The organism is Gardnerella sp. c12Ub_1 (assembly GCF_055804375.1).
The window spans coordinates 1,248,876-1,268,473 of sequence record NZ_JANUZC010000001.1; the positions used below are offsets into that span (position 1 = coordinate 1,248,876).

The 19,598-nt window shown below is 40.4% G+C and carries 19 protein-coding genes; 12 read left to right on the plus strand and 7 right to left on the minus strand.

Annotated elements, in window-relative coordinates; all coding sequences use genetic code 11:
• Window positions 1-19 precede the first annotated feature (19 nt).
• The 5 genes from NYP65_RS04880 to NYP65_RS04900 all read left to right on the plus strand — a co-directional run bounded on the left by NYP65_RS04880 (window position 20) and on the right by NYP65_RS04900 (window position 5,593).
• Entirely contained in the window at window positions 20-1,291 is a 1,272-nt protein-coding gene (locus tag NYP65_RS04880) for a Fe-S-containing protein (protein WP_473410704.1), read from the plus strand.
• 12 nt (window positions 1,292-1,303) lie between these two features.
• A complete protein-coding gene (locus tag NYP65_RS04885; RefSeq protein WP_473410705.1) occupies window positions 1,304-2,707 on the plus strand; it encodes an ABC transporter permease in 1,404 nt (467 codons plus the stop codon).
• Complete coding sequence (locus tag NYP65_RS04890; RefSeq protein WP_473410706.1) at window positions 2,697-3,998, plus strand: ABC transporter permease; 1,302 nt, start codon at window positions 2,697-2,699, stop codon at window positions 3,996-3,998. Before NYP65_RS04885 ends, NYP65_RS04890 begins: the two co-directional genes overlap by 11 nt.
• Window positions 3,999-4,110: 112 nt before the next feature.
• A complete protein-coding gene (locus NYP65_RS04895; protein WP_473410786.1) occupies window positions 4,111-4,905 on the plus strand; it encodes an ABC transporter ATP-binding protein in 795 nt (264 codons plus the stop codon).
• A 55-nt stretch (window positions 4,906-4,960) separates the two neighbouring features.
• Entirely contained in the window at window positions 4,961-5,593 is a 633-nt protein-coding gene (locus tag NYP65_RS04900) for an FMN-binding protein (protein WP_473410707.1), read from the plus strand.
• Between the two features lie 128 nt (window positions 5,594-5,721).
• Here the strand turns inward: NYP65_RS04900 and NYP65_RS04905 are convergent, their stop codons facing one another.
• Window positions 5,722-9,012: an InlB B-repeat-containing protein gene (locus NYP65_RS04905; RefSeq protein WP_346284182.1), complete on the minus strand. Its 3,291-nt coding sequence runs from the start codon at window positions 9,010-9,012 to the stop codon at window positions 5,722-5,724.
• 78 nt (window positions 9,013-9,090) lie between these two features.
• Here NYP65_RS04905 and NYP65_RS04910 point away from each other — a divergent pair, with 78 nt between their 5' ends.
• Window positions 9,091-9,468: a DUF3800 domain-containing protein gene (locus NYP65_RS04910; RefSeq protein ID WP_308299570.1), complete on the plus strand. Its 378-nt coding sequence runs from the start codon at window positions 9,091-9,093 to the stop codon at window positions 9,466-9,468.
• A 128-nt stretch (window positions 9,469-9,596) separates the two neighbouring features.
• Here the strand turns inward: NYP65_RS04910 and NYP65_RS04915 are convergent, their stop codons facing one another.
• On the minus strand, window positions 9,597-9,833 hold the full coding sequence (locus NYP65_RS04915) for a hypothetical protein (protein WP_032813307.1): 237 nt from the start codon (window positions 9,831-9,833) through the stop codon (window positions 9,597-9,599).
• Window positions 9,834-10,092: 259 nt separating this feature from the next.
• Between NYP65_RS04915 and NYP65_RS04920 the strand changes: the two genes are divergently transcribed.
• Window positions 10,093-10,440 carry a hypothetical protein gene (locus NYP65_RS04920; protein WP_018631966.1) on the plus strand — a complete coding sequence of 116 codons (348 nt, stop codon included), beginning with the start codon at window positions 10,093-10,095 and terminating at the stop codon, window positions 10,438-10,440.
• Window positions 10,441-10,466: 26 nt separating this feature from the next.
• On the opposite strand, the gene NYP65_RS04925 is transcribed toward NYP65_RS04920, so the two are convergent.
• Entirely contained in the window at window positions 10,467-10,970 is a 504-nt protein-coding gene (locus NYP65_RS04925) for a hypothetical protein (protein WP_018631968.1), read from the minus strand.
• A gap of 192 nt (window positions 10,971-11,162) precedes the next feature.
• On the opposite strand from NYP65_RS04925, the gene NYP65_RS04930 reads away from it, so the two are divergent.
• Window positions 11,163-11,903: a response regulator transcription factor gene (locus NYP65_RS04930; protein WP_020759145.1), complete on the plus strand. Its 741-nt coding sequence runs from the start codon at window positions 11,163-11,165 to the stop codon at window positions 11,901-11,903.
• Window positions 11,897-13,129, plus strand: coding sequence for a sensor histidine kinase (locus NYP65_RS04935; RefSeq protein WP_060785828.1), 1,233 nt, complete (start codon window positions 11,897-11,899; stop codon window positions 13,127-13,129). Before NYP65_RS04930 ends, NYP65_RS04935 begins: the two co-directional genes overlap by 7 nt.
• A gap of 194 nt (window positions 13,130-13,323) precedes the next feature.
• Here NYP65_RS04935 and NYP65_RS04940 read toward each other — a convergent pair whose 3' ends face one another.
• Genes NYP65_RS04940 through NYP65_RS04950 form a run of 3 tightly spaced genes read right to left on the minus strand, consistent with a single transcriptional unit; the run spans window position 13,324 to window position 15,680 of the window.
• On the minus strand, window positions 13,324-14,496 hold the full coding sequence (locus NYP65_RS04940) for a sensor histidine kinase (RefSeq protein WP_004133576.1): 1,173 nt from the start codon (window positions 14,494-14,496) through the stop codon (window positions 13,324-13,326).
• A 34-nt stretch (window positions 14,497-14,530) separates the two neighbouring features.
• Window positions 14,531-15,184, minus strand: coding sequence for a response regulator transcription factor (locus NYP65_RS04945; RefSeq protein WP_004131589.1), 654 nt, complete (start codon window positions 15,182-15,184; stop codon window positions 14,531-14,533).
• A gap of 34 nt (window positions 15,185-15,218) precedes the next feature.
• Entirely contained in the window at window positions 15,219-15,680 is a 462-nt protein-coding gene (locus NYP65_RS04950) for a hypothetical protein (protein WP_004131591.1), read from the minus strand.
• Window positions 15,681-16,095: 415 nt separating this feature from the next.
• On the opposite strand from NYP65_RS04950, the gene NYP65_RS04955 reads away from it, so the two are divergent.
• The 3 genes from NYP65_RS04955 (at window position 16,096) to NYP65_RS04965 (ending at window position 18,304) form a co-directional block, all read left to right on the plus strand.
• Window positions 16,096-17,547 (plus strand): ATP-binding protein, encoded by a 1,452-nt coding sequence (locus NYP65_RS04955; RefSeq protein WP_415691421.1) that lies wholly within the window; start codon window positions 16,096-16,098, stop codon window positions 17,545-17,547.
• Between the two features lie 219 nt (window positions 17,548-17,766).
• Window positions 17,767-18,036 carry a type II toxin-antitoxin system RelB/DinJ family antitoxin gene (locus NYP65_RS04960; protein WP_018631986.1) on the plus strand — a complete coding sequence of 90 codons (270 nt, stop codon included), beginning with the start codon at window positions 17,767-17,769 and terminating at the stop codon, window positions 18,034-18,036.
• Window positions 18,029-18,304, plus strand: a complete 276-nt coding sequence (locus NYP65_RS04965) for a type II toxin-antitoxin system RelE/ParE family toxin (RefSeq protein ID WP_012913985.1) — start codon at window positions 18,029-18,031, stop codon at window positions 18,302-18,304. Before NYP65_RS04960 ends, NYP65_RS04965 begins: the two co-directional genes overlap by 8 nt.
• Before the next feature lie 187 nt (window positions 18,305-18,491).
• Here NYP65_RS04965 and nrdF read toward each other — a convergent pair whose 3' ends face one another.
• Window positions 18,492-19,571 (minus strand): class 1b ribonucleoside-diphosphate reductase subunit beta, encoded by a 1,080-nt coding sequence (gene nrdF / locus NYP65_RS04970; RefSeq protein ID WP_473410708.1) that lies wholly within the window; start codon window positions 19,569-19,571, stop codon window positions 18,492-18,494.
• Between the last annotated feature and the right edge of the window lie 27 nt (window positions 19,572-19,598).

The window sequence follows — 19,598 nt, forward strand, 5'->3', positions numbered from 1 at the left end:
AAACAGCAAAGGAGGGAACATGCTCAGGCTGTTCGTTACAGTACTTCCAGGGCTGCTCCCTCTTGCGCTGCTTACAATGGGATTAAGCGCAACGCTAAGCGTTGGCGAGGGACGAGATAAGCCAATCAGCTGCCGCTGGCGACTTTTTGGTTTGATTTTTGGAACAGTTGCGGCTCTTGTTTTTGCATTTTTGCGCGCAAGCGTGGTGATTAATCAGCGCAATTTTGTGAATCTTCCAGCGCTTTGCATTGCTGTTCCGCTAGATATTGCAACAATCGCCTGTGTTGGCGCGTCTGGCAAAACGGTTGCAAAATGGCGCAAAAATCCGCTGCCCTTGCATATAAGTAATGCAATTGGCGCGCTTTGCCTAGCGTTTACAGTGTTTTACGCGCTCCCAGACGTGATTTTGCAGCTTACGATTTTCGTTGACTCCAGCACGCCTCCGTTTACTTCCGATATGCTTCTTCGCGCGCTAGGATTTATTCTTGGCGCGGCTGCTGCGATTTGCATAAGTCTTATGGTGCGATCTTTGCGCACAACCGCGAGTATTGGCGCCTTTAAAATCGCAATTATTCTAAGCTTAATAATTTTGCTAATTCAGCATTTAACATCCCTGCTGCAAATTATGCAAGGAAGTATTTTGCTGTATATAGACGATTTTTCGTTTAGCATTCTTGTTTGGCTTATAAACAACGCTCCGCTTATGATTATTGCGCAAATTTGCGTGTTTTTGATTCCTGCATTCGCTTCTCTTGTAATTGGTTTTAAGACGCCTGTAGATGGAGAAAATCCTGCACAAATCCGCGCAAAGCGAGCGTTTAAGCGCAAGTCTAGAAGGTCCGCGCTTGCGGCGCTAATGGCTGCAATCGTAGTAATACTTACGCTTACTGCTGGCGTGTCTCTTATGAATATTAAGCCAACGCTTACGCCGCCAGAACCGTACGAGCTGCATGATGGCGTAGCAACAATCAACTTTGTGCAAATTAGCGATGGCCACTTGCATAGATTCCAATACAAAGCTAAAGATGGCACTGTTATGCGCTTTATAATCATCAAGAAAAATGGTGGAGCGTATGGTGTGGGCTTGGATGCTTGCGAAAATTGCGGAGACGCAGGTTACTACGAAAAAGACGGCAAGATAATATGCCGAAAATGCGATGTTGCTATAAACTTGGCGACTATTGGTTTTAAGGGCGGATGCAACCCGATTCCATTCCCATACAAGGCTGGTGGCGGCAAAATTACCATTCACACAGCCGATTTAGACGTGCTTAGCTCGCACTTTAAGTAGGAGTGCTTGCAAATGTTTATGATTCGAATGGTTGCGCGATCTCTTGCTAGGCAGATTAAAAAGCGAGTTCTTATAGCGATTGTTGTGTGCTTGAGTGCGTGTGTAAGCGTTGCAATGCTTAGCGTTGTTTACGACGTTGGAGACAAAATTAACGCGGAGCTTAGCTCTTACGGATCCAATATTATTGTTCAGCCTAAGTCGAATGCTGTTGTGAACGACTTGTATGCGTCTCGCACAAAGTCGGACTATAGTAATTCGCAAACTTCTCAAACTTCTCAAACTTTGGCGGATGCGGAAAGCGAAGAATCTACCGCTTTTTTGAAGGAATCGGATGCTGCAAAAATTAAAATGATTTTTTGGGCGTTTAACATAACGAATTTTGCGCCAAAACTAACGATTTATGCAAATCTTAAAGCAAGTTCTTCTGTCGAATCTGCTAATTCTTCTTCTGCTAAATCCACTAATTCCGCTAAATCTGCTAATTCAGTAGTTCCGATTGTTGGCACGTGGTTTAATCGCAAGCTTGCGCTCGCTTCTGGAGAGACAACAGTTGTTGGCGTGCAAGGAATGCGGTCTTGGTGGAAGATGCTTGAAGGCAGATTCCCGCGCGATTTTAAGCGCGAGGCCGCTGTTGGCACAAATCTTGCTAAAAGTCATAATTTAAAAGTTGGTCAGCTAATAAAACTAACTCGTTCTGGCAGGCAAATCTCACTTAAAATTGTTGGCATCTACGATTCTGGAGATAGTGACAATAACGCGATTTACGCGGATTCCAGCCAGGCACAACGCCTTTCAAACAAGCCAAATATGGTTGAGGCGATTGAAGTTAAAGCATTGACTACGCCAGAAAACGATTTAGCGCGTAAAGCGGCGAAGAATCCAGCGGCTCTTAGCCAAGAAGAGTGGGAGACGTGGTATTGCACAGCTTACCCAAGCTCGATTACTTACCAAATTGAAGAAGTGATTCCAGGAGCTGTTGCAAAGCAAGTGCGGCAAGTTTCGGCTATGCAAGGCAGCGTGCTTAACAAAACGCGCGCTGTGATGGTGCTTATGACGGCGCTTAGCTTGGTTGCGGCAGCTGTTGCGGTTGCGAATCTTATGGCGGCTGCGATTTCGGAGCGCTCGGGGGAGCTTGCGCTGCTCAAGGCGCTGGGTGCGCGCGATGGCGCTGTTGCGCGGCTAATGCTTATGGAAACAGCGGTTATTGCGTGCGTTGGTGCGCTTATTGGTATGATTGCAGGCTTTGGCGTTGCGCAAGTGATTGGATTTAGCGTGTTTGGTTCTGCGATTTCGCTTCGACCAATGGTGTTTGTGCTGGTGTTTGTGCTTCTTGCGATTACTGTTCTTGCTGCTGCTGGCTCTTCTATTCGCTCTATTTTGCATGTGCGTCCTGCGGAGGTGCTTCATGGGCGTTAAATCTGGTTCGGGTATGACTTCTAATAGCGCAATGTTTGCGACTATGCTTTTTGGCGCGGTTTTTCGCCGAAAGTCGCGTGCGCTTATGGCAGTAGTTGCCACTCTTGTTGGTGCTGCTACGCTGTTTTGCTTGGCTGCAATCTGCATTGTTGTTCCTCAACAAATGAGTGACGAAATGCGCACGTACGGAGCGAATATTATTGTGACGCCGCTTGCAGGCGAGTGGAAAAATGGCATTGATCGCGCAATGGTTTTGCATACTAACGACATGGTTCTTGCAAAAGGTGCTATGCGATCTGCTACCTACCGTTATGAAAATGTGCGCATTAATGCGGCTCCGTACGTGCTTGCTGGAGTGGATGTTTCCGATGTTAAGTCGCTTAATAAGCATTGGAACGTGGACGGCGCTTGGCCTAGCAGTGGCAACGTTATGGTTGGGCGAGATGTTGCTTCGGCTATGGGATTGAAGATTGGTTCGCGCATTGCAATCGCGTATCGCGCTGGCGATAATTCCTCGGATTCGCACAAGCCCGCGCAAAAGTTGGAAGGTAAGTCGCAAGGTAATCAAGCAGAAAATCAAGCAGATAATCAAGCAGATAAATCTTCCTCAAAAAAGCTTGTTGAAGGCAGAGTTTCCACAGATATTATGGATACTCACGGCACAACTTTCCGCGTTTGCGGCATTTTAGATACGGGAGACGCCGAAGATTCCATGCTTTACGCAACTAACGCGGATTTGCGTGTGCTTACAGGCGTTAAGCGCGGTGCGGACGTGATCGCTTACTCGTCTTCTGCGCCGAACGTAGATGCTGTTGTGCGCAGCATTAACGATATGACTTCTATGCGTGTTCGTGCGCAACAAGTTACTAAAGTTACAGCGGCAGATACTGGCATTATTGCTATGCTTCGCAGCCTATTTTGGATTGTTTCGCTGGTTGTTCTTGCATTGATGATGGTTGGCGTAAGCACTACGATTTCTTCGATTGTGCAACAGCGCCGAAATGAGATTGGCTTGCGCAAAGCTTTGGGTGCGAGCGCTAAAAGCATTGGCATTGAGTTCACTGCAGAATCTGGGCTTTATGGTTTTATTGGCGGAATCGCTGGTACGGCAGTGGGGTATGGATTTGCGCGATTGCTTGCGTCAATGGTGTTTGCGCGAGATTTGAGCGTGAATTGGTGGCTGGTGGCGTTTTCTATTGTGTTTAGCGTTGCAGCGTCTTGCGTTGCTGCGTTGCCGCCTGTTTTGCGCGCTTCAAAAATCGACCCTGCGATTGTGCTTCGAGAAGAATAGCTTTTATAGTGATTTTAGAATGTTTTTAGAATGTTTAGTTAAGGATTTTTAAGGATTTGATATGGCAGATAATGTAGAAAATAGGCAGGAAAATACAGATTCAAAGCCAGAAATGCTGTTGACTTTGGACCATGTTTCCAAGATTTACGGCTCTCTTCGCGCTGTTGACGATTTGTCGCTTACTGTGCCGCAAGGCGAGTGGCTTTCGATTGTTGGCTCGAGCGGCTCTGGCAAAACTACGCTAATGAACATTATTGGGTGCATGGATTCGCCGTCTAAAGGCTCCGTTGCTTTGCAAGGCCGCAAACTCGAGGATTTGAACGCGGGTCAGCTTGCAGACGTTCGTAAAAACGTAATCGGTCTTGTGTTTCAAAAGTTTTATCTTGTGCCACATTTAACAGCCGTAGAAAACGTGATGGTTGCGCAATATTATCATTCAGTTGTAGATGAATCGCAAGCAATGGAAGCCTTGGAACGCGTGGGATTAAAGGACCGCGCACATCATTTACCAAGTCAGCTTTCTGGTGGTGAGCAGCAGCGCGTGTGTGTTGCGCGTGCTCTTATTAACTGCCCGAAGTTGCTTCTTGCGGATGAGCCGACTGGTAATTTGGACGAAAAGAATGAGCAGATTGTACTCGACTTATTTAAGCAGCTTCATTCCCAAGGCACTACGATTATTGTTGTAACGCACGATTCTTTGGTAGCTCAATGCGCGGATCGTGAAATTATGCTCAACCACGGTGTGCTTGTTGGGGAGCGCTGGAATAATGAGGAGGCGCGCAAAGCGTACGAGGTGATTGGTGGCAAGCCTGCGTTTACGAGTGCGCATGTTGATGAAAGCGTTGCGCAATCTTTGCAAAATCATGAGCCTACTAAGTCGCCTAAATTAGCGAATTTAGATGATTAGTTTTTAGATGATTAGTTGTGCATAGTTTTAATTTAAGATTTAAAGGCGATGATTTATGATTTTAGACAATATGTTTCACAATGTTTCACGCTGCGACAATTTGCGTGATGATTTGAAGTCTAAAAAAATTGCAAAAACGGTTGCTGCGATTGCGGTTTTGGCTAGTTCAAGTGCGCTTCTTGCGTCTTGCGGTGAGCCAAGTGCCGTTCCAATGAATGATGAGTTTGCAGGAAACTCTGGTCAAAGCGAAAACGATAGTGGCAATGCTTCGAAGTCTTACGATTCTGGCGCTCAGCAATCGCACGCTTCTGCGCAAAGTGAGGATTCACAAAATCAGCAAAATCAGCAAAATCAGCAAAATTCGCCTAAAACAGACACTGGCAATTACAAAGATGGCGATTACAAAATCAAAGCTAAGTATGGGCCAGTTGCAGAAGATAGCATTGACGTGAATTTAAGCGTTGCAAATGGAAATATTAGCAGTGTGCAAATAACGTCTCACCCGTTTACGCCAATCTCCAAAAAACACATGAGCGCTTTTAGTGAGGCTATTCCAGGAAAAATCGTTGGAAAACCGTTAAAAGATTTGCATATTTCGGTTGTTGCTGGAGCAAGTTGGACTAGTGATGCCTTCAATAAAGCGCTTGACGTTGCTCGTCAAGAGGCTTCAATCGTATCCGCGCAATAATTTACAGCAACCTTAATTTTTAATATACCGTGATTAATATAACCGTGATTATATTGTTGAATATTCGTCTGTAATTAATAGGGGCTAGTGCTGCAGTTGCTTCAGTACTAACCCCTATTATTGTTTATTTATTTTATGCGCTTTAATTTTGCGATTACTACAGCAAGTCCGAATGCTGCAATCGCAGAAAAGGCAGTCAGTAATATTTCGCTTCCTGTTTTTGGAAGTTGGTTATTCTCGTTTTTGTGCTTTTCTACGATTTTATTATTTGGATTTTCTTTTGGTAGTGGCGCAGGTTTTGGCCACGGTGTTGGTTCCGGTTCTGGTGTCGGCTCCGGATCAGGCGTTGGCTCCGGTGTTGGTGGAGTCGGTGGAGTTGGTGGATCATATTCTACGGTGAGAGAAATACCATTAGCACCTGCTGCTGCGTCAGAGTTTTTCCCTTCGCTTGTTTGTGAGCCATTCCAAGTAAAGTCAAATAATTTCGTTGTTTCATTAAATGTTGCAGCTGCGTGGAATGAGCCCGATACGGTTCCAACGATTGTAGCTTTTCCGGAGAAATCTTGGTTTATCTTTATTCCCGGAATAGTGATTTTCATTGTGTCGCCAAGATTTGTTTGTACTGCTGCCTTCAATGCTGCATACGTTGTAATGCCAGATTTCAAATTAATAGTAACTGTTACAGTCTTGCCTTTAACTTTCACATTCTGGATAGCAAAAGTATCTGAGAACCCATCGAGCTTAAGCGTATTTTTTGTGATATTTTTAGGCAGTGTTAAACCGTCTGGAATAGTAAATGTAGCCGTGAAAGAAGATGTCATATCGCTGAGAGCAATATTGCTATAATTTTCCTCTTTCACTGTTTTAAAAGTATTTTCTATCGCTTTCATTTGGTCTTTCACTACTGAAGCTGTGATTGTGCCAGTGAAATCAATAGTTTGTCCTGGTGTAACTTTGTATGCTGTAGTTGCTGTGTTATCGCCAGTTAATAAATCTGCTGGAAGATCAAGAGTCTCCGGTTGTATCTGTTCGACGTTTGAATCAAGCTCCCACTTAAGGTAGAAGGTAAGATCATCGTTCACTTGTGATTTGTCATTAATGTCAGCTTTTTCTGTTCCATCCTTGTCTTTGAACCAGTAGCAGTAATCTGTGCTATACACATAGCCAAAGAATGAGTTTTCTTTTTTCTCATTTATTAAATGATAATATTTGCGCGTGGCAAGATTCGTATAATTTGCATCTGAATCGGAACTTGCTTTGCCGCTAATGCCAGGAGTGTCTATGCTGACACTTTTATCCAAGCTTTTAATAAGATTGATTAGCGTCCTGTTTTCGCTAAATTTTGCTGTTTTCTTCACAACAGCAACATCTCCGCCATCTTCATCTTTAATCTCAAATACTTTTGTATTCGTCTTAAAGATACTGTTATTGGAGAAAGTTCCGCCATTCGCAGAGAATTTTACTGTAAATTCTTTTTCTTCCCAATTAGCATATAAGTCAATTAAGTTTTCACTCTGCGATATAGAAATATTGCTACCTGCTTTTACAGTCTTGCCTTTGCCGTTTTCCTCGGTAGTCCAACCTTTGAAGACCATTCCCTTTCGAGCGAATTTTGCATTATTCTTAATAACTTCATCGAATGAAAGAACTTTGCTGGTGCGTTTTGGACTAGTTTCACTAACAAGGTATGTTGCATCATCTTGAGCGCAATTATGGTAGCGAACAGCATAAGATGAGGGATCTTTTTCCCACTTTGCGTACACTGTTGTGTCGCTTTTAATTATCATTTTTTCAGTAAATTTTTGCTCGCTATTCTGAGCGTTCTTGCAGAACCACCCGAGGAACTTATATCCAGGAGCAATTGGATTTGCTGGTACTTCAGTACTTCCTCCTGCAACTGTTTTTGCAAAGTTTAATGCGTAACCTCGTACGGCAAGGGATTCTTTTGCTTTAGTTGAAAAGTCAGAGAATATAGCTTCTTTAGCTTTTTTAGAATCCTCAGCATTTGTATCATTGAGCTCGAATGTCACTTTTGCTGCTGGAACCCATACGTGCTTTTTGTTATCTTTAGAAGCTTTTTTAACTGAGTATATGTAGGCATTTCCATTTTTGTTAATTGGTTTTATCTCATTTACAGAACTATCAGCAAGAGTAAAGAGACTTAGCCTTTCATTACCGTTTTCTTTACCGTTTACAGGAACAGTGCTTCCCCTGTTGTTGTGATAATCAGGAGCATATGTAACCATGTGCGAGCCTCCAGTAACAACATAGCTATTTCCTGTTCCAGCTCCACCATCTGCATTTTTGATTGCCGGGCTATCTATTAAGCAGTCTTCTCTAAGTTCAATAGATCCGTTTTCCTGAGCTCCAAAAAGCGCTCCACTATTTTTTCCATTGCCTTTGATTGTAGAATCGGAGATAATTACTTTTCCGGTATTTACATTTAAGCCGCCGGCGCCACCATTATTAAATTCAAGAGTAGAGTTGGTAACAGTTAATTTTCCGTTTGATATTCCAACGGAAATGCCTGCTGTAGATCCTGCATTCGCAACAATTCGTGAATTATTGGTAACAGTTGAGTCGCCTTGAATTGTTAAACCAGTTGGGTGCCTCCAACCAATTTTATTAATCACAAACTCCGAATTATCCATGTTTAATTTGTTTACGTAGTATGACATTCCAAAGCCTGCTACAGTAAGTGAAGAATTCTTCAAAGTTAAATCTCTTGCATCAAACCATGTGCGAATTTGTGATTTAACGTTAATAGTAGCGTTTTCGAAAGTAATACCATCAGCATAAAAATTTGTATCATAGTTGTCGTCAGCGGTAATTGTTAATTTATCTTTGCTTGTACCTTTTATTGTTCCCGCAAGGTAGATTCCGTGACTGTCTTCTACTCCGTTATCTTTGAAATTGTATGTGCCGTCCGTAATAAGAGAGCCTTCTTCTGCTGTAAGTGCTACCTTAAATGCAGTCATTTTCAATTCGCCGTCACCGCGAAGTGTGGAACCAGATTTCAGCGTGATTCCATCGTTGGCATTATTCGAGCCTGTTATTGTGGCGCCGGATTTATCGATAGAAAGTGTAATGCCTTGTGGAATTTCTATAGGTGCATTAAGTGAAAAATTGCCTTTAATGTTGATATTTGCAGGTTTTTGTGTGGCTTTTTCAAGAGCTTTTTGAATAGTTTTTAATGGCTTACTTTCAGATCCATCGTTGGAATCTAATCCGTTTGTGCCATCTACAACAAGTTGTGTTTTTGGAGCTGGGTTAGTTACGGTTACTTCTGCTGATGGGGGAGTAATAGCTAATGCACTTATTGGACATACAGAAAGTAGTGACATTGCTGCAATGATAGTTGAAGTAGTAAGTATGCGCATGCTTTTATATTTATTATTTCTTCTCATTGCTAGCTCCATATTATCTGCTGAAGTTTGGCATTAGTTAATGCATTGTATTAGTACAATCTCTACACTATACCCGTAGAAGGTAAAAGTATACTCGTATTTGTATTAAACACAATAGCTCATAAATATTTACATAATCTAATTTACGGAATGATAGTTATTGATGCTCGTAATAGTAAGCAAAATAAGCAACTTGATGATTTCCATTTTGACCTGCTTAATAATCATGACTCACATCGAGCTGATTATAACAATTTAATTGAAGGATTATTTATAGCAGCTTCGCATCACAGCGTAGGTGTACAGTTTGCAGATTTAGTTGCAGGAGCAGTTTATAGAAAATGCTCTAAAAGAGATTCAACTTTTTATAATATGATAAGAAATAACGTTCGTAGAAATAGTCAAGGTAAGGCGGAAGGATTCGGAGTAGTCGCCGTGCCTAATGGTAGCTGCATTATTGAAAATTGAAATAATAAAAATAGACGCCGTGTTGAAGATTAACCTCAAACCTGCAATATGGCGCAGTCACGGCGTAACGAAGTTATATCATAAATTGCTTATTGTTTGCAATATTGCGTTTTAGTACCATATCTACCTTAATCTTTGACTTCAAGAATAGTGCCTTCGTCGCGAATCATCGCCGCTGCCATAGCTCCAGTTGCTGCCATAAATGGAATAATCGCATTTCTGTATTCGTTCATGAACTGTGCAAAATCATGATTCCAAGATATAAGCGCAACGTACAAAAGAAGGAATTCGATTGCTGTAAATATTGCCCACTTAAGAATCCAAATAAGCGTTTTTTTAATAAGTTTTATAGAGTCCTTGCTCATGAGTTGTTTCCCTTCCAATTTGCTGTTTTGTTTGTGAGCATTGTAGCTAATTCATGTACATTGCTTATCGTTCGTATGCATTTTGTATTTCTAGTATAAATGCTGCAAGTCTTCGAGAAATACTATGTACTCAGAACTTAGTACTCAAGATTGCACGGAAAATGTTTGTAATTAGACTTAAAGCAACGCACAAATATATTGAAAATATGTGTTGCGAATATAAGTTGTGAATATATTACAAATACAAGGAGATACAAACATGAGTAGCGCAAATATTGGTAGTGTAAGCATGAGTGATTTTGGCATAAACTCTTGGCAGCCAGAAGATAACGTAAACAAAATAGGAAAAGTTTGCGAAAATAGCATTAATCAAATTCAAAAGCAGGAAGATAACTTTGCGGAAAATAGTAGCGAAGAGCTTTCGCAAGATGAAATTGATGAATTAGCTAAGCAATTAGAAGAATTCTTTACAAAATATATTGTGCTAGAAAATGGCTCTTTTGTTGTAAAAGAGGATGCTATTATTGCAGACGGTTATGGCGATCACATAGAATATTTTCGCAATGCTGCAAAAGGATTAAATCTTTCAATGGAAGATCAGCAATAAGCTTAAATCCTTAAAGTCTTAAATCTTTAAAAATCGCTTTCATCAATAGGGTGACCTTGTGGGCGCTTTATTACTCGCCACAAAATCACCAATGTTAAAACGCCGTTTGCAATTCCGTAGTAATAAATCCAAGGAACGTGAATAAGCCCACAAATAAAGCATGAAATAATATTTATTAAATTATTTGAGTAATTGTTGAGTATTTGCTTATTTTGTGATTCGACTTTTTTGCGTTCTTGCTCAAGCGTAATTATGTAATCTTTGTTGTTCTCTGTATTCTCAACATCACTACTTATGCTGTTAGCGCCATCGCCATCAATCTTAGATATATTATTTTCTATATACGCATTTTTTTCTTTAATAACGCTTTTACGCAAGAAAAAATATGCATAAGAATACAATGCAACAGAAAGAAGTCCTAGAACAAGCCACAAAACGAAAAAGTCAAAGCTACGCATAAAAGCAGCTGTTGAGGCAAGCGCCATCGCAGCTACTTCTGCGGAGTGTAATACTACTAATCGTTTTGTCATATAATCCTGCTGCAATCATTATTGAATATGAATTTCAACGCAACCAAAAGTCACATATTGTTACTTATTATAACCAAATTTGACTTACGTGCATTACTTGTAATCATTTATTACTACACAATTTGCCCTACTTTGCGCGCGTTTATAAAGTAGAATATAAGAAAAGTAGCGTGTGATTGCAAGAAAGCCATTATGCCAAAAACGTATGCAATAGTAGATAACGACCCATTAGTTTTAGCGGTTATGCGAAACGTGCTCAGCAAGCTTTTGCCAAGCGAGTACGTGTGCAAATGGTGCGTAAAATCAGGCGTGCAAGCTTTGAAATATTGCCAAGTAACAAAAACCACTCCGGATTATATTTTGATAGATATGTCAATGAAAGACATGTCTGGAGTAGAGGTAATACGCGCAATTCGTGAACAAAACAACAGCATTGTTTTAATTGGCATGACTTCGTACGATTGTAGATCCTACGCTTCGATGGTTTCGCAAGTTGGTGGGCAAGCTATGGTTGCTAAAGACAATTTCAAAGGACTAGCAGAAGCTTTGCAATATTGCGATAATCAGCACGTGTATGGCTGCCGTTGCGTTAAGAATGTTGCTTACGATTTTGCTACTCCGCAAGAATCTTTTATTAGACTTTCTAAATCAAGGTCGCGCAGCGTTTTGCCGCCTCAAGAACTAAAAATCATGGATTTGCTTGCTAAAGGCTACACAACAAATCAGATTGCGGCTCAACTTGGTCTTATGCCAAACACTATTAACACGCATATTCATAGGATTTACAAAAAATTGCACGTTTCTAACCGCGTGCAAGCAATATCCGCATTTGCTGCAATGCAAAATCGTGAGCAAGCTAGCAATCTGCAATATGCTTATGATTCGACGCAAAATCACCCGAATCCTTCTCAAGAAACGGATAGCGCATGTTAATGAAAACATTTTCGCGTGTTATTGAGTTGGTTAAAAGCTGGAAAATTCAGCGAACTTTATTCATAATATTGGCGATTCTTGTAGTGTCAATGGATGTGCAATCTTGCAATACAGCTTGGTTGTGGCGCAACCCATTACAATCTGCGTGCCAATACATTTGGATGTTTGCAACTTTTCTTATGATTGCTTTTCCGCGTCAAATATCCCTCGTAACTCCGATTTTATATTGCGTAACGTTAGCAGTACCAGGCGTAAATGCAACCTGCGTGTTTTTTGCGCTGCTCGCTAGCATGCTTGTTGCAGGCTTTTATGATTCGTGGAAGTATTTGCTTTGTGCGTACATAGTTTCGCTGAATATTATGTACTTTGCAAAAATGGCGTACATTCCGCTTACTTTCCCTTGTTTTATTCTTATTTCCATGATTTGCGGTTACGCTTTGCGCAAGTATTTGAACATGTTGGAAGAAAATAATCGCGCAAAAATGGATATTGTGCGCAGTGAGTTCCAGTCTTATATTGCTTCTGTTGCATTGCAATTGCACGACGATGTGAACAATGAGATTACGGATATTACATTGCTTGCGACTGATGCTTTGTATGCCGAGAAAAGTGATCATACAAAAGAGTCGCTAGAGCAGATTGTTGAGCATTCTCGTAATGCGCTTTCTAAAACGCGACTTGTTATTAATCTACTTGAGCAAGCTGAGCATAAGTATGATGATTCTTTAGATTCAAATATTGCTAGTATTGCTAGCACGCAGTTCGTTTATGGTTCTAATGGTAATGATTGCATGACTTTGGCTGATTTCTTATGCAATATTCGCGCGCGCTTACAGGCTGAACGTAAGATTTGTGAGCAGCTTGGGTACTATGGCTCTCTAACAGTAAATGATGAAAGTTCGGTAAGTAACGATTTTGCTGCATCTGCAATAGTTGATGCCGAAAAAGCTCAATGTGCTATTCGCATGTGCAGCGAGCTGCTTACTAATATTCGCAAGCATTGCAATACTAGCGTTGATTTTTCTATGAATGTTACGGTTGATGAGCGCGAATGCAAAATAATGTGTATGAATTCGATTTCGACGTTGAATAAGTTTGGTGAAAGGCTTGTTTTTGGCAAAGGGCTACTATTCCACAAAAAATCTGTGGAACGTTTAGGTGGATCTTTAAGCGCGCAAAAAGATGACGACACTTGGCTGGTCAATGTTGTTATTCCACTAAACTAGCATCACTCAAATCATGCGTTATCGTGGCAAAAATCGCAAAATTAGCAAAAACTGCCACGATAACGTGTATAACATAGCAACGAAACAGCATTCTGCATTGCAAATTAACCGCCTACTTGCATCTGCCATGCAGCAGACACGTCCAAATACTCGATTAACGCGCAAGAAAGCACAATAAGTATCTTGCACAATGGCTATTTCTCTACATGAAGCGGAACGTGTACATTAATAATCCACGAATCGCCATCTTCAATAACTTTAAAAGTTCCACCAACGCGTTCCGCAAGCATCTTATGAAAACGCAGTCCATATCCTAATTGCAAGTTAGCAAGAATACCGCGTTGCGCACTATTTATACACGTAATATGACATTCATGGTCATTAAGCATTACATTCATGGCGTATTCTTTAGGCTTTGCAGCATGCTTTTTTACGTTCGCAAGCAGTTCTCGGCAAATATACTCAATTTGAGCACATTCTTCAAAAGGCAAATGCGTTGATTTCGAATCTTCAGCAGCTAAATCACTATTCAAGTCAATGGAACCAATATAGCCAAGCTTCTCAAATGACTTTTGCTCACCATCAAATAAAACGCGTAATCCTGTACAAAAATCTTCATAACATGTAGTCGATTGCATAACATCGCCAGTGCTTGCAGTTGTAGCATTGTCAAGAAGAGAAATGATATTACGTGCTCTATGAACAGTTGTAGTAGCACGTTGAAGAATCTCTCGCGAATTTTCATGCTCTTGGTCATGAGTCGTTTGAGGTTCAATAGATTGTTGAGCCATCATCATAATGCTGGAAAGTTCATTAGTTACTTCATCGTGCATGCGAATTGCGGCAATAGTGGCATATTTTTGAAAAACGTTGTAACGCTGTGCAAATAACTGTTCCTGCTGTTGGTGAATAGTAGAAATATAGTATTTTACGATTGCGCTAGAAATAAGAACGATAAGAAGCCACCACGCTAACACATGAGCGTTTTGAAAATCGCAGATAATAAAGAACCATGAAGATACTCCGCAAGAAGAAAGCACAGTGTACCAAGGCTGAGTGATTACAGCAATTGCCAAACAGATCAATATGGTAAGCATCATAGATGAGTAGTTGATATTTGGCGCAATAATTACCAACGGCATCCAAATGAGCACAATAAAAGATGCTTTACGAGGCCATATTGCAATGCACAAGCATATTACAATCCATACTATTTCAACTGTAATTGCATGCCAATTAGAATAGTAATGAAGATTATTATAAGAACAAATTTCAAGAATCAAAGTACAACTTATGATTACACCAATTCCAATTTTCTGCCAGGCATCATGCGGCAAAAAATTGATCATACGCGTTAATAATTTCATAACTACCTACTTTTACACGTTAATTTCTTACACGTTATATGTCATGCGAATACTTTGCGAGCGCAGCAAGCGCCTGCATTCGACTTCGGACTTGAAGTTTTCCATAAATACGCCGTAAATGCGTGTTTACTGTTGAAACTTTCACATTAAGCTGATCTGCAATCTCTTTCGTAGAATACCCCTGTTTGCACAAGCGCATAATTTCCGATTCTTGAGGAGACAAAACTGAAGTCTTCGGAAGTTGAGAAATCATATTGAATGATTCTTGCGGAGTGTGAAAATAGTCAATATATTGTGGCAATTCTGGACAACCGTAGCTTGTTGCGCGCGATTGGATGGCTGCAACTACGTCTGCTAAATTATCTTTATGCACTAGCGCTTGACCACCCGACTTAGCAACTTGCAATACGTATTCATCTAGCATGTAGGAAGTAATGCCAATTAAAACAATATTGCTATTGCGCTCGCGAATTGCTTTAATTACATCAACACCACTCATTTCTCTCATTGACATATCTACTAAAAGTACGTCAGGAGTATTTTCTGTAACGCAACGATGAATAGCTTGTTTTGCAGAAGAACACATCCATGCACAAACAAAGTTTTCAGGCAAACGACTTTTCAGAAGAAGTTGCATATATCGCAATACAAGCGTGTCGTTATCAACAATTGCGTAAGTAGTGTTCATACAATATATTGTATCTTGTTTTGGAATCCACTTATCAAGAGATGTGCGATTGTATTGTTTTTCTCAAATTATCAAGATTGTACACATTAAAGTGCCATACGCTAGCACTTTCCGTTGGCACACTCCATTCTTCGGTTTTACCATTCGCAGTAAAACGAATTATTTGAGTTGTTGGCTTATTTATAACTTCAAAATTAGTGAGTTGATTCCACGCAATACGACGAAGATACTTATCGTCTAATTTAGCTAGATTACCCGAGCCTAAAATTACATTCGGATTAACAACAATAAACTCATTATTAGTGGCAGCAATAATACGCGCAGCAACGCCTTGCTCTACATAGAATAATTTAGGTAACAAAAATAGTTTGATTAAATCTTTCCACCAAGGGTCGTATTTCATTGTAAATACATACGTCTTATCAACTGAAAGATTGTGATCTTTAAAATACTTGACGATATCTTCTTCTCGTATACCGCGCAAAGGATTAGTCATAATAAGCACCTCCTTGTGATTCTTGTTTTGTAAATTATCAACATACTAACGTGCAGATTTTATCTACACAAATAGGCGTACCTATTTTTAACGATAGTGCTTTTAGAAAACTTTTAAAAAACTTTTACTATTAGCAGTTTGTATGTTCCTAACAATCAACATTTAAGAATATTTCCGTTTTGGAACTATTTTTAAATATCCGCGTACTTACCGAGTTATCGTGGCAGTTTTTGCAATTTTTGTAATTTCTGCCATGACAACGTTCGATTGCCTTGCTTATATTGCAAAATAATATAATTTAGATTATTATAATTATGATTATAATAATCTAAATTATAATAACTTGAGCGCAGATTCAGCAGCTATAAGATGCGCTGAAAAATATTGCAATTATTGACGTAACGGCAGGTGGAATATGGTTTTTGTTGGCAGACAAGACGAGTTACAAGTACTGGAAAAACTGTATGAAAACAGCAAACACTCGTTCCAGATGGCAATAGTTTATGGCCGAAGACGAATAGGAAAAACTTCGCTTATTTCACAATTTTGTAAAAATAAGCGCGCAATACTTTTTACTGCTCGCGAACAAACTAATATTGAGAATTTACGTGATTTCTCGCGCGTTGTGTATGATTTCTTCAATCTTCCACCAACTACAGGATCGTTTAATAATTGGAACAACGCTCTAGATTTTGTTGCGCAACAATCTAACAACGCAAATCAAAGCGCTTCTCAATCTCCACTTATTCTAGTTTTCGACGAATTTCCATACGCAGCTCAAGCAGATAAATCCTTAGCGTCAACATTCCAAGTCGCAATAGATCATAAATTTAAGAATGCTAACATGACTCTTATTTTGTGCGGCAGCAACGAAGGATTCATGGAAAGTGAAGTGCTTGGCAAAAAGAGTCCACTTTACGGAAGACGTACCGCACAGATTCACCTGCAGCCATTCAACCTTTTTGAAGCAGCTGAGCTTATGCCAAATAATGCTACTTGGGAAGATAAAATCAACTATTTTGCATCCCTTGGAGGAACGCCATACTATATTGAACAGTTAGATAATAACTCTTCGTTTGCGGAAAATCTTGAGCAATTATGCTTTAACATTTCGGGAATTTTGTACGCTGAACCAGACATGCTTATGCGCCAGGAATTGCGCGATCCTTCAACATACAATAGTGTGCTAAATGCTCTTGCAACGGGATGCAATACTCCGACTTTGATATCTGATCGTATTGTATTGCCAGCTACATCGGTGAACGTGTATTTGAAAACATTAGAAGGCCTTGGATTAATTGAAAGAAATATTCCATTCGGCATGAATCCACTTCATTGCAAAAAAGGATTATGGCAGATTTGTGACCCATTTTTTGCGTATTGGTATAGGTTTGTAGCACCTAATAAAGGATTGATCGAACGCGGACTTTCACACGCTGCCGCAAGTAGCGTTCTTGGTGGCGAACATGAAGTGTTTAGCACTTTTGTAGGTCAACAGTTTGAGAAAATGTGCGAACAGTGGATCGTGCGCCAATGCAAAATCGGCAGAATGGACTTTTTGCCAACTAAGTTAGGTAAATGGTGGGGTGCGGACCCTATTGCTCGTGAGCAAACCGATATTGATATTGTTGCAGAAGATGATATTAACAAGCAGCTTCTTATTGCAGAATGTAAGTGGCGTAATAATCTTAACGAAGCTGAAGCGGTGAGCAAGTTGTTGCAGCGAGCAACTTTAGTTGAGAATGCAAAAAATCGCGATTATAAGAAAATATTTATGTTGTTTACAAAGTATCCAACTTCTTACAATCCTCGTCATGCCAAAACAAGCATCAACTTTGTTGACGCACAAACAATGTTTTTTAACTGATTACGAGACAATAGTTACGTACTATATCGCGCAGCCGAAATCACGCGCTATCGTGGTAAAAATTGCAAAAATCACAAAAACTGCCACGATAACTTGTGATTTAGTAATAATTGTGTGTACAATGGTGCTACTTTGGTATTACGTTGGGTGCTGTAGGTCTGTTATAATAAAGCAAAACATGAATAACAAATTTATGATTTTGAGCTTAAAGGAAACGATATGACTTCTACAAAAACAGCGAGAACAGGCAGATTAAGTGTAAGAGTTAACCCAGAAATACGAGATAGCGCATCGCAAGTTCTTGAACATTATGGTCTTGATATGAGTTCAGCAGTCAACCTATTTTTGTATCAGATTGTAAATACGCAACGTTTCCCATTTTCACTTGAAAGTTCTCCATGCGAGCACGCTATTGATGAAGCTATGAAAGAAAAACCAATAGCTGCAGGCACTGTAGACGATTTTGCTGAGCTGATGCGCAATGCCTAAACCGCCATTTTATAGTCCAATCTATCTGCGAGATGTTAAGAAATATAAGCAGAAGCATTACGATATTGAGCAAGTAATCAATATTGTAAGACTTATTTGCAATGGTGCAGATTCTCGCGAGCTTGCAACTTATAGAGATCATATTCTTAAAGGCTCATATAAAGGCGTGCATGAATTGCATGTTTCTGCAGATGTTCTACTGTTGTATCAAGTTAAAGAAGATTGCATTATATTTCTACGCTTAGGATCTCATGATGACTTATTCTAACTAGCAAAAATTGCAAAATTAGCAAAAACTGCCAAGATAACTCAGTAAGTACGCGGATATTTAAGAATATTTACAAAATGTAAATATTCTTAAATAATTAAATAAAAAAAAAAGAGGTTGCTTATGAAAAGTACATAAGCAACCTGATTAATTAACTAATTAACGAAGCAATGAAACAACTAAGTGACTAGAAATCCCAATCGTCGTCGTCAGTTTCAACAGACTTGCCCATAATATAGCTGGAACCAGAGCCAGAGAAGAAGTCGTGATTTTCGTCGGCAGCAGGAGAAAGAGCTGCGAGAATTTCTGGGCTTACGTGAGTTTCTTCTTCGCTGTACTTAGCAGGGTAGCCAAGGTTCATCAAAGCCTTGTTAGCGTTATAACGCACGAAGTCAAAAACGTCATCGTGGAAGTCAAATCCTTCATAAATCTGACCAGAATACTCAACTTCCAAATCGTACAAAGTGTCGAGCAAGTTCATAGTGAACTTTTCAAGATTCTTCTTATCGTTCTCGCTTCTAAGCTCCAAGCCGCGCTGGAACTTGTAGCCAGAATAGTAGCCGTGAATTGCCTTATCGCGCAAAATCAAGCGAATCATGTCGGCAGTGTTCATCATCTTACCGCGAGAAGCAAAGTAAAGTGGAAGGTAGAATCCCGCGTAAAGAAGTAGCGAAGAAAGCATAGTCGCTGCTATCTTGCGCTTAAGCGGATCTTCACTCTCGTACTCACAAAGCACGGTGGTAACGCGCTGCTGCAAAACGTCGTTGCCAACAGCCCAACGATAAGCTTCGTCAATCTCTTCGCTAGAGCAAAGAGTAGAGAAAATAGAGGAGTAGGAGCGCGCGTGAATTGACTGCATAAAAGCAATATTCGTGTAAATAGCCTGCTCGTGCTCCGTGCGAGCGTGCTCAATCTGGCAAAGCTCGCCAATAGTTGCCTGGCTGGTATCAAGCAAAGTCAAGCCCGTAAAAACGCGAGTAGTGGTCTTGCGCTCAAGATCGGTGAGGGAACGCCAAGAAGGAATATCATTGCTCAGCGGAACTTTTTCTGGAAGCCAGAAGTTAGCAATAAGACGATTCCAAACGTCCAAATCCTTGTCGTCAATAATATTGTTCCAATTAACTGGGCGCACGCGCGAACCGTGATGATAGCGATACTGAGCTGGTGTGATAGAAGCTGCCATCATAGCATCGTCTGCGATTACGCGGTTCGTGCCGAAAGGCTTATCGAGGCTACTTCTAAGCTCGGTTGGGTCGAGTTCTGTCATAATTACTCCTGATTCTGTGTTTACGTT